At 26.1% G+C, this 11942-nt stretch carries 8 protein-coding genes; 1 reads left to right on the top strand and 7 read right to left on the bottom strand.

Features of this window, described 5'->3' with window-relative positions; genetic code table 11:
- Positions 1-67: 67 nt before the first annotated feature.
- From I4V51_RS19310 to I4V51_RS19285, 6 genes are all read right to left on the bottom strand, one after another.
- Positions 68-2044, bottom strand: a complete 1977-nt coding sequence (locus tag I4V51_RS19310) for a HAMP domain-containing sensor histidine kinase (protein ID WP_195990069.1) — start codon at positions 2042-2044, stop codon at positions 68-70.
- 153 nt (positions 2045-2197) lie between these two features.
- A complete protein-coding gene (locus I4V51_RS19305) occupies positions 2198-3886 on the bottom strand; it encodes a peptide ABC transporter substrate-binding protein (RefSeq protein WP_195990068.1) in 1689 nt (562 codons plus the stop codon).
- Positions 3887-4453: 567 nt separating this feature from the next.
- Complete coding sequence (locus I4V51_RS19300; protein ID WP_195990067.1) at positions 4454-6112, bottom strand: peptide ABC transporter substrate-binding protein; 1659 nt, start codon at positions 6110-6112, stop codon at positions 4454-4456.
- A gap of 134 nt (positions 6113-6246) precedes the next feature.
- Positions 6247-7326 (bottom strand): M42 family metallopeptidase, encoded by a 1080-nt coding sequence (locus tag I4V51_RS19295; RefSeq protein WP_195990066.1) that lies wholly within the window; start codon positions 7324-7326, stop codon positions 6247-6249.
- A 244-nt stretch (positions 7327-7570) separates the two neighbouring features.
- Positions 7571-7906, bottom strand: coding sequence for a hypothetical protein (locus I4V51_RS19290; protein WP_195990065.1), 336 nt, complete (start codon positions 7904-7906; stop codon positions 7571-7573).
- Positions 7907-7998: 92 nt separating this feature from the next.
- Entirely contained in the window at positions 7999-8922 is a 924-nt protein-coding gene (locus I4V51_RS19285; protein WP_195990064.1) for a M14 family zinc carboxypeptidase, read from the bottom strand.
- Positions 8923-9142: 220 nt separating this feature from the next.
- On the opposite strand from I4V51_RS19285, the gene I4V51_RS19280 reads away from it, so the two are divergent.
- A complete protein-coding gene (locus I4V51_RS19280) occupies positions 9143-9868 on the top strand; it encodes a gamma-glutamyl-gamma-aminobutyrate hydrolase family protein (protein WP_195990063.1) in 726 nt (241 codons plus the stop codon).
- Between the two features lie 92 nt (positions 9869-9960).
- On the opposite strand, the gene I4V51_RS19275 is transcribed toward I4V51_RS19280, so the two are convergent.
- The gene (locus tag I4V51_RS19275; RefSeq protein ID WP_195990062.1) at positions 9961-11649 is read right to left on the bottom strand and encodes a peptide ABC transporter substrate-binding protein; all 1689 of its coding nucleotides are present in this window, start codon (positions 11647-11649) and stop codon (positions 9961-9963) included.
- Positions 11650-11942 lie beyond the last annotated feature (293 nt).

The raw sequence follows: 11942 nt of genomic DNA, 5'->3' as shown, positions 1-11942 counted from the left end.
ATATAAATAAAATACACATTAAATTAAGTAATAAAATTTAATGTGTATTTTATTCATTATAAAGATATTATGTTAAAACTTCATAAATATCAGATAGCTCTAATTCAATATCACTATCATCGATATCATAAATTATAAAAGGTTTTCCTTCCATAAATTTATTAGGAAGAAAAACTTTAAAGTTTGAACCTTCATTTAATTTACTCTCTACTTCAATATGTCCATTATGAAGTAGTACTATTGATTTTACAATACTAAGACCTATACCAGTACCTTCATTCATTCTGTTAAAAGATTTATCACTTTGAATAAATTTTTCGAATATTATATTTTGATTTTCTTTAGAGATTCCAATCCCTTCATCTTTTACATTAATTTCAATAAATTTATCATTTATAAAAACATTAACATATATATTTCTATTTGGCTTTGAAAATTTTATTGCATTTGATAAAATATTTAATAATGCTCTTTGTATCATAGATGAATCGCATTTGATAAAACACTCTTCTTCATTAGTATCAAAGTGTAAATTTATTCTTTTTAATAAAGCATATCTAACAACAGATAAGGTGACATCCTCAACTATTGATACTATATTATAATTATTAAAATTAGGTTTTATGTTTCCACAATCTATTTTTGATACGTCTATAATATTATTTATTAATCTCATCATTCTTTTGCAATTAAGATTTAAAGTTTTTCTATATTTATTGTATATGTTTTTAAAATCTAGCTCATTATTATCTAGGAATTGATCAAATAACTGTATAGTTGAATAAAAAATATTTAAAGGTGTTCTTAATTCGTGAGAAATGTTAGAAATAAATTCACTTTTTTCTTTATCATAAACTTTTAACCTTTCTATTTCTAATTCCATATTTATTTCGTCTGATATATCTATATATGAAACTACTATATTTTTATTATTTTCTTTTTCGCCAATAATTTGAATATAACAATCAATTATTTTATTGAATTTTTCATTTTTTAAAATACCTTTCCAAAATCCTTTTTCAAATAATGATTTCTTTATTTCCTCATATTGTATGTTTGATTTTCCCTTATTTATAAGGATTGTTTGTAAATCACAATAATCCTTTCTAAAATTACAATATTCTTCTCTAACTTTTTTATTGGCATATAATATTTCACCACTTTCCTTAAATAAAAACATTGAATTATGATTATTTTTATCTACTAATTCATAAAAAATATTAAGGTTATTATTTAAAATTTTTGTTTTATACATATATAGATATAATTCAATAAAACTACCAATTATAATTAATCCTGAACTTATAAATGTTATAGAGATTGATATTAAAGCTTGTCCGAATTGTGATAAGTTTATATGATAAATATAGTAAATATACTTAATTGCTAACATAAACAAACTTGAACTTAATATAACAAATGAATACTCCTTTGATTTTATTCCTTTATAAAATACTATTCCTGAAAATAAGCTATAGGATATTATTAAAAATAAATTATATATTATAAACCAAGTATTTTCTTTAGGATTAATAATAATAAATTTATTATCTAAAAAACCACAAGTTGTGGTAATTAGAATGCAAGCTAATACAGATTTGATTTTATTATTAACTATAATATTTTTAAATTTATTATCAGGTAAAATTGAAATTGAAATAATTATAAATTTTAAAAATGATGAGAGTAAATTTGTATACTGTGTAAAAAGTAATGTTTCATTAATACAGTTAATTTTATCAAAATATCCTGCAATTATTCCTATTGTTATTGATAAATACATTAATGATATAATAAAGATACTTTCTCTTTTTAGTCTAATATATAATACTATACAACTTCCAAAGGCTAATAAAGATAAAGTTGAATTAAAAAATTTAATAAATAAAATTGTAGATTGTAAATATGAAATATCCATATTTTTATTTCTAAAAATATAAAAAAATTCAAATATTACTATTCCAATAGTAATAAAAACTATATATATAAGTAAATTTTTTTCTTTTTTTTCTAAGCTTCCTTCATCAATAATTTTTGACATCATATATCTCTCACCTCTAATTTTCATTTAACTTAAATAATATAACATAAAAGTTAATATAATTAGAAGTTTTTTGTTATAAAATAAATAATTGTAAAAATATACGGGAATAATTAAAAAATTAACAATAAAAGAGAGCTAATTAGCTCTCTTTTATTATTCTTTATATGCACCTTGTAAGTAAACATTTCCTAAAACAGAAACTTGGATACCTTTAACATTTTCATTCCATCCCATAACAGTTGTATAATAGTAAATTGGGATGATTGGCATTTCATCCATTAATATATCTTCAGCTTTTCTTAACATTTCTGTTCGTTTAGTTAAATCTATTTCTACCTTAGCATAATTAATTAGCTTATCATATTCAGCATTACTAAATCCACAATCATTATTTCCACCACCAGTTACCCACATATCTAAGAATGTCATAGGATCTGAATAATCTCCAATCCATCCATGTCTAGCAAGTTCATACTCGCCATTTTGTCTTGTATTTAAGAATACTGCCCACTCTTGGTTAGTTAACTCAACAGTTATTCCTACTTCAGCTAAATTTTGTTGAATTATTTGACAAATATCTTTGTGAGAACCTTCTGAGTTATACATTAACTCTATTGTTGGAAGACCTTCACCATTTTCATATCCAGCTTCCTTTAATAATTCTTTTGCTTTTTCAATATTTTTACTCATATCTGCTGGATCAAAGTATTCTTTGTTAGCAAATTCACTTCCATCAGCATTATAAATACCTTGTGGTACAAAGCTATAAGCAGGTACTTGCTCAGCTTTACCAACGTTATCAATTATTTCTTGTCTATCAATTGCTAAGTTTATAGCTTGTCTAACTAATTTATCACCTAAAACTTTCTTTACATCTTCACTTAAAGTATCTTGTTTACCAACATTAATTGCAAAGAAGTAAGTTCCAAGCTTTGGCATAACATGTACAAGACCAGCTTCTTTACCTGGTTCAATTTCATTTGTTGGAACAGAGTTAACTATATCAAAGTTTCCAGCTTTTAATTCTGAATAAGCAGTAGTTTCATCAGTTACAAGTTTAAAAGTTAATTTATTCAATTTAACACTATCTTTATTCCAATAGTTATCATTCTTTTCAAATACTAATTGATCCTTCATATCCCATTTTACTAATTTAAAAGCTCCATTTGATACGTATGTTTCAGGTTTAGTTGCCCATCCTTCAGGATCTGCGCTAACTATATCTTCTCTTAATGGAGCATATGTTGGAAATGCCAATAATTGTGGGAAGTATGAAGTTGGAGCTTCTAATGTTACTTCTAAAGTATAATCATCAACTACCTTAATTCCTACTTCATCAGCAGTTGCTTCACCGTTATAATATTTTTCAGCATTTTTTATATAGTATAATTGGTAAGAATATTCTGCTGCAGTTTCTTTAGTCAATGCTCTCATCCAAGAATAATAGAAATTATCAGCGACTACAGGTTTCCCATCTGACCATTTTCCATCTTTTTTTAATTTAATTGTGTAAACTAACCCATCATCTGATACATCTAAGCTTTCTGCTGCACCTTCAATTGCATTATCATTTTCATCAAGTGTCATTATGCATTCAAATGCATTTACTATTATTGATGCTGCTTCAGAAGCAGTGTTTAATGTTGGGTCTATTGTTTCTGGATCTGCCCCTAAGTTAAACACTAACTCTTGCTTGTTATCCTTATTACTTTTATCATTTTCTTGACTAACAATATCCTCATTTTTTGAAGCATTATTACTTCCACACCCAAATAGTAATGTAGTACTAAGTGTTGCAGTCATTAATACTGCACATAGTTTTTTTAGTTTTGAACTTTTCATCTTTAATTGCCCCCCTTGTATTTATATCTAAACTGCTATATGCAATTTATATCTTTTAAAGTATATAGATTTAAAAACAACCTATATATTTTTCCTTATAATCTTACCCCTAAAGATTTATAAGTTTTAAATTGTTATAGAAATAATTTACTATAACTTGATAGTATGAATTTACTTATAATACAAAAATTGTTAGGTTATATTTTAATTATAATTGAATTTTTGCATTTGTCAAAGTATATTGATAAAAAATGAGAGTATTTATTGCTATATTACTAAGAAAAAAATGAAATATCAATTAAAATGTTAATTTGTATAATTATATACAATTACGTTTTCATTGGCTAAATACCTTGTTCTCTATATTTTTTATTTATAGTTAATTTGGATATTTAATTTATATTTTTAAAAAATAATAATATTTTTTTGTATATTTAACATTTCTTTACAAACAAACATTTTTTTGATTTTATACTATTCTAGAAAGACATAAAATATTTTATTATTGTATTTTAAAATATAAAAGAGAGTCATATGACTCTCTTTTATATTCTATATTTAATTTCATTATTCCTTATAAGCATTTTTAAAGTATACTTTTCCAACTACAGATACTTGGATACCCTTCACATCTTTATTCCAAGCCATTACTGTAGTATAGTAATATACGGGGATTACTGGCATTTCATCCATTAATATATCCTCAGCTTCTCTTAACAAGCTTTCTCTTTTTACTACATCAGTTTCAACCTTTGCTTGAGAAATTAAACTATCATATTGAGCATTGCTAAAGCCAGTATCATTATTCCCTCCATTTGTAACCCACATATCTAAGAATGTCATTGCATCAGCATAATCTCCACTCCAACCATGTCTTGAAATTTGATAATCACCCTGTTGTCTTGTATTTAAAAATACTGCCCATTCTTGATTAGTTAATTCAACATTAATTCCAATTTCATTTAAGTTTTGTTGAACAATTTGACAAATATCCTTATGAGATCCTTCTGAATTATACATTAATTCAAAAGTAGGAAGTCCTTCTCCATTTTCATATCCAGCTTCTTTTAATAATTCTTTTGCTTTTTTAATATTCATTTCCATATCCTGAGGATCATAATATTCTTTACTTGAGAAATCTGAACCATCTTTATTAGGTATTCCTTGTGGCACAAAACTATAAGCTGCAATTTGATCTGCTTTTCCAACATTATCAATTATTTCTTGTCTATCGATAGCTAAACATATAGCTTGTCTTACTAATTTGTTATTTAATGCAGTTTTTACATCTTCACTTAATGTATCTTGTTTACCAACATTTACAGCAAAAAAATAAGTAGCAAGGTTAGGTAATATTTGAACAAGTCCTTCTTCTTTTCCAGGTTCAATTTCGTTAGTTGGTACAGAATTAACCACATCAAAATTGCCAGATTGTAATTCAGAATATGCAGTTGTTTGGTCTGTTACTAATTTAAATATCAATTTTTCTAATTTAACTTTATCTTTATCCCAATAATTATCATTCTTTTCGAAGACTAATTGATCCTTCATATCCCATTTAATTAATTTGAATGGACCATTTCCTATGTAGGTTTCTGGTTTTGTTGCCCAGCCTTCAGGATCTGCAGTAACAATATCTTCTCTTAATGGAGAATATGTTGGATGTGCTAATAATTGTGGATAATAAGAGGTTGGTGATTCTAATGTTACTTCTAATGTATAATCATCAATAACTTTAATTCCTACATCTTCTTTAGATGCTTCACCATTATAATATTTTTCAGCATTTTTTATATAGTAAAATTGATAAGCATACTCTGCCGCTGTTTCTTTATCTAATCCTCTCATCCAAGCATAATAGAAATCATTTGCTGTTACAGGTTTGCCATCTGACCATTTTCCATCTTTTCGTAGTTTAAATGTATATACTAAACCATCATCTGAAATATCCATACTTTCAGCAGCACCAGGTTGAGCTGTATCATTTTCGTCTAATACCATTAATCCTTCAAAAGCATTAACAATTATTGTTGATGAAGTAAGAGAGGTGTTTAGAATTGGATCTATAGTTTCAGGATCGGCTCCAAGATTATACACTATTTCCTGTTTACTATTTGATCCCCCAGCATTAGTTATATTATCTTTACCACATCCAATAAATAACGAAGTAGTAACACTAGCAGCTAATAAAACTGCACATAATTTCTTTAATTTTGATTTCTTCATTTTAAAAGTTCCCCCTTTGTATTTTATATAAATTGCTATTACAATTACTAACTTATATTAAATAATTATTATGTTATTAACTCTTCAATTATATAAATGAAGAATAACTTAATATTGTCCCCAATAAGTAAATATTATTTTCTTAAAATAGTATTTATAGTTTCTTCTGTAAGGCTCTTTATTACTTCCACGGCTAAAGATACAGAAGCTTCAATATCTTCTTTAGCACAATAATTATAATGGCTATGGACATATCTTGATGGAATTCCTAAAACTAGTACTGGAACAGCTTTATAAGTTAAACTTATTTTTGCTGCATTAGTTGATCCCCCACGTCTAACGGCATTTTGATATTTTATAGAGTTCTTTTCTGCAATTTCTTCTGCATGCTTAATAAATAATGGATTTGCTATATAACCTTGATCCAAGTTTCTAATTTGAGTTCCATTTTTTAATGCGCCTTGTGATATATTTTTAGAGTAATATAAATCATCAGCTGGAGACCCCTCGAAAACGATGGCTAAATCTGGTTTAACAACTTGTGAAGTAACTTGTGCACCTCTAGTTCCAACCTCTTCTTGTGCTGCAAAAGCTCCAATAACATCAACATTAAGTCCACTTATTTTTGATAAGGCTTTTAATGTCTCTATTATACAAAAGCAACCTACTCTATTATCAAAAGCTTTGCCATAACAAACATTATTTTTTTCATTAAAATCAAATTCTACTTTTGGAGCTATTGGATCACCTATTCTAATCTTAAAAATATCTATTACTTCTTCTCTACTATTTGCTCCAATATCCACAAAGATATCTTCTATTTCTAATGAGTTACTACATCTTTCGCTAGAATTCATAAAATGTACTGGTTTAGATGTTGTTATTCCTTTTATAAGCTCACCATATCTATTTCTAACATAAACAGTATGTGCTGGAATATTTGTATTATGCCATCCACCTAATTGTACTATACTTAATAATCCATTATCATTAATAGCTTGTACCATAAATCCTACTTCATCAGTATGAGCATCTAGCATAACAACCAATTTATTTCCATTATGATTTTTTAATTTAGCATAAACATTGTTCATAGAGTCATTTTCTACTAGCATATCATTACAATGTTTTTTTATTACTTTTGCAACTTCATCTTCAAAGCCAGATGGTCCAAATGCATTTGATAATTCTTCTAAAATTTTAATATTAATCATATTCTCCCCCCATATAATAACTAATATTTTATTGATATATTTCCAGTTTATATTCACAAAAGATAACTATTTATCAATAAATAGTTTAATATATTATCATTTTAATATTTATATGTCGTTTTTTACATTATACATGGAATAAATACATTTGTCTACTATATAAAACAAAAAATACCAAATTAATATTTTGGTATTTTTTTGTTTTATATTTTTACATATTGATTTTTTTAGTTTACTACCTAATTTAACTATCCATAGAATTATAATAATGATTAATTCCTTCAAAAATTATATCTTTATTTTGTGCTATTTCTTCAGCTGTTAAATCCTCACCTTTTCCATGAGGATGTTTATAATTATTAAAATTATAAACATGTTTATGTGCACCCATGGGATGAAATTTAGGTCTATTATGGTTAGATGTATCAATATCTTTTATAACCTTTCCATTTTCATCAAAAATTCTTCTTTGTTTAACCTTATTATCTTCAACTAAGTCTATTATACTATTGGGTTCACCTTCAATTGGAAGTTTTCTATTATTATCATCAACTTTAATTATAAATCTCTTTTTAATCATATTTAGATACTAAAAATTTCCTTTCTATACATGATATCCCTCAATAATATTATACTTCTTCTATAATAATAGTTTCAATATACTATAAAAATCTAATAAGCTATAAGATTATATGCAATAGCTGCTATAACTTTATAATTAGCTTTCCAGATAGATTTAAATTCTAAAATACTCAAAGGGCAAGTTCCTTCTCCAACCTCAATAGTTACACTAGGAATAGGATTTTCACTTTTTGAACATACCCAATCCTTAAAGCCTCCTGGAACAACATTTATACATTCATTATCACTTTTTTCTTTTATATATTTAGTTATAGATGAAATAATATCAGCTAATTCATTACATTCTTTTTTGACTAAACTATCTTTATAATCCCAGTAAATTAAATTTCCTGATGAATGATAGCTTATAGTATATATGAAATTATATTTATTAATTAAGTTAACAAGTGCCTTAGATTCAGGTTCAGAATTAATATGCTTTCCCTTATAGTTTTGGAATGAACATTTAGTAGTTTGTTTTAATTGATCCCATGAAGCATCAAAATTTCTATTTAAATCTACCCCTCTAGCATTTGCTTTCCATTTCATTAAATACTTTTTAAATTCATCACAAGTATACATAGAATTTAAATCATTATAATAACATTCATAAATTATACTTTTTAAATTTTTATTTTTTATACCCTCTATACCTATTTGACTTAAAGTTATCCCATCGGGGTTTACCATTGGTATTAAATGAAATGCTATAGAATTAAACAAATTATTATATTTAATACCATGATATTTTTTCACTTTATAATTTTCTAAATAAAATTCTAATTGCTTCATAATTAATAAAGATGTTAAATATTCTCTACCATGAATTCCAGCATGTATTAATACATGCTTCTTACTATTTATATTTCCTAATATTACTTCATAAATGTTTCTATTATCATGAGATTTTCCAATAATATTAATACTTATTTTGTTATTATATCTTTTTTTGAAATCTTTTAAATCTCTAATCATTTTTTCATAAGTATAAATAGCTTTTGATGTATCTACTATTTTTAGAAACCTCCTATAAAAGACTTATAATATATTCTATAAATTATTCTATGTTTCGTTCCAAATAGAAAAAGCGATGAATGTATTTCAAATATAATCTATTATTTCTTATTTATGTTTAAAATATTTGTGATTTTTTCATATAATATAAAATGAATATTTATTTCTAGGAGGGGATAAAATGAAAAAACCAATAATTGCAATTGCAGGAGGAATAGCTAAAGATTTAAGAGTTGAATTTGCTGGTGAGGATTATACTAGAATTAATAATAACTATCCAAAAGCAATAGCAGCTGCTGGGGGTGTTCCTATTGTTTTGCCTTTAATAAGTGATATAGATATTTTAATAAATCAATTATCTATATGTGATGGATTACTCCTTCCAGGTGGAGTGGATGTTAATCCATTGTCATATAAAGAACTTCCTAGACCCCTTTTAGGATTTTGTAATGAGTTAGTTGATTGGTATCATATTAATTTAGCCCAAAAAGCTCTTGAATTAAATAAGCCAATATTAGGAATATGTCGAGGATGCCAAGTTATTAATGTAGCTTTTGGAGGAACATTATATCAAGATGTATCCTATGCTACCGACTTTCCAATAATGCATAAACAAGAAAGTCACCTTTCAGAAAAGTGTCATTCCATATATATTGAAGAAAATAGTATTGTATCAGAAGTCTTTGGTAAGAGTTATATTGTAAATAGTGGACATCATCAAGCAGTTAAGGAAGTTGCCCCTAACTTTAGAAATACTGCTGTATCTCCAGATGGAATTATTGAGGCTATTGAAATGATAAATAAACCATTTGTTATAGGAATACAATGGCATCCTGAAATGATGGCACAACATGATGATATAACAATGAATTTGTTTAAAAAATTTATTGAGAGTTGCAAAGATTAAAATTTCAACTTATGACAAAATATCTAGATTAAGTTTTTTAGATAATTTTATTAATATATAAAAGAGAGTCAGTAAATTGACTCTCTTAATAATTATTTATTTACTTTATAAGCATCTTTGAAGTGAACTTTACCTAGGGCTGTTACTACAACTCCTTTTACATCTTCATTCCATGCCATAACTGTTGTATAGAAATAAACTGGTATAACTGGTGTTTCATCCATTAATATATCTTCAGCGGCTCTTAATAGTTCTTCTCGTTTCTTAATATTAGTTTCAGCTTTAGCTTCTGATATTAAAGAATCATACTTATCATTACTAAATCCACAATCATTATTTCCACCATCAGTTATCCACATATCTAAAAATGTCATAGGGTCACTATAGTCACCAATCCAACCATGCCTAGCAATTTGGTATTCACCATTTTGTCGTGTATTTAAAAAAACTGCCCATTCTTGATTTGTTAGTTCAATAGTAATACCAACTTCTGATAAATTTTGTTGAACTATTTGGCAAACATCTTTATGTGCACCTTCCGAGTTATACATTAATTCAAAAATTGGAAGCCCTTCACCATTTTCATATCCAGCTTCTTTTAATAATTCTTTAGCTTTTTCTATATTACCTTCCATATCTTGTGGATCATAATATTTTTTATCAGAAAATTCCGTACCATCATATGTTGGAATTCCTAGTGGTACAAAACTATAAGCAGCAACTTGTTCAGCTTTTCCAACATTATCTATTATCTCCTGTCTATCAATAGCTAAACTCATAGCTTGCCTTACAAGCTTGTTGCTTAATGCATTTTTTACTTCTGAATTTAAGCTATTTTGTTTTCCTACATTTATTGCAAAAAAGTAGGTACCAAGCTTTGGAATTATTTGAACTAATCCTGCTTCTTTTCCAGGAGCAATTTCATTAGGCGGAACTGAATTTACAACATCAAAGTTACCTGCTTTTAGTTCAGAATATGCAGTAGTTTCATCTGTAACTAATTTAAATGTTAATTTTTCCAATTTTACATTATCTGCATCCCAGTAATATTCATTTTTTTCAAAAATCAGTTGGTCCTTCATATCCCATTTTACTAATTTAAATGCACCATTACCAATATATGTTTTAGGACTTGTTGCCCAAGTATCTGGGTTAGCAGAAACTATATCTTTTCTTACTGGTGAATAAGTTTGGTGAGCTAATAATTGAGTAAAATAAGCTGTAGGTGAGTCTAATATAATTTCTAATGTATAATCATCTAAAACTTTAAGTCCAACTTCATCAGCTGAAACTTCATTATTATAATATTTTTCAGCATTTTTAATATAGAAAAATTGATAACAATATTCAGCAGCAGTACTTTTATCCATTCCTCTCATCCAAGCATAATAAAAATCATTTGCTGTAACAGGTTGTCCATCAGACCATTTTCCATCTTTTCTTAACTTAAAGGTATAAACCAATCCGTCATCTGATATTTCATAACTTTCAGCGGCTCCAGGTTCTGCTTCATTTTTATCATTAAGCACCATTAGACATTCAAATGCGTTTACAATTACGTTTGATCCATCTATTGCTGTATTTAGAACAGGATCAATTGTCTGAGGATCAGCTCCTAAATTATAAATTATCTCTTGTTTCACTTCTGTAGAAGAATTAGAAGATTTAGTAGGCTCATTACTTTGATTATTCACATCATTATTACAGCCAATAAATAATGATGTACTAAGAATTAAAGCCATTATAACTGCAGAAATTTTTTTTTGCTTAAAAGTTGTCATTATATCTGCCCCCTTAATAATAAAAATATTAAATGCAATATATTAATGATTCTTTAAAATATAATTAACTGATTAATTAAATATATAATCATAGTTAAGATAAGCAATATAAATACTTTTACCCCAAATACACTTTTTAACTTATTAAATATTTTAAAATAATTATTAAATATATTACAATTAATTTACTATAATTAACATTTTTAATTTTAGTTTTTATATTATATTATTAAAATTTTAAAAGTAGAAGAAATTTATTATTAAAAATAAAATAACTTTAATTATTTAGTGAT

It is taken from the genome of Clostridium sp. D53t1_180928_C8 (assembly GCF_015667795.1).
Lineage (GTDB): Bacteria > Bacillota > Clostridia > Clostridiales > Clostridiaceae > Clostridium.
The sequence above is the reverse complement of the archived record's forward strand: the minus strand, read 5'-3'. Positions and strand labels throughout refer to the sequence as shown.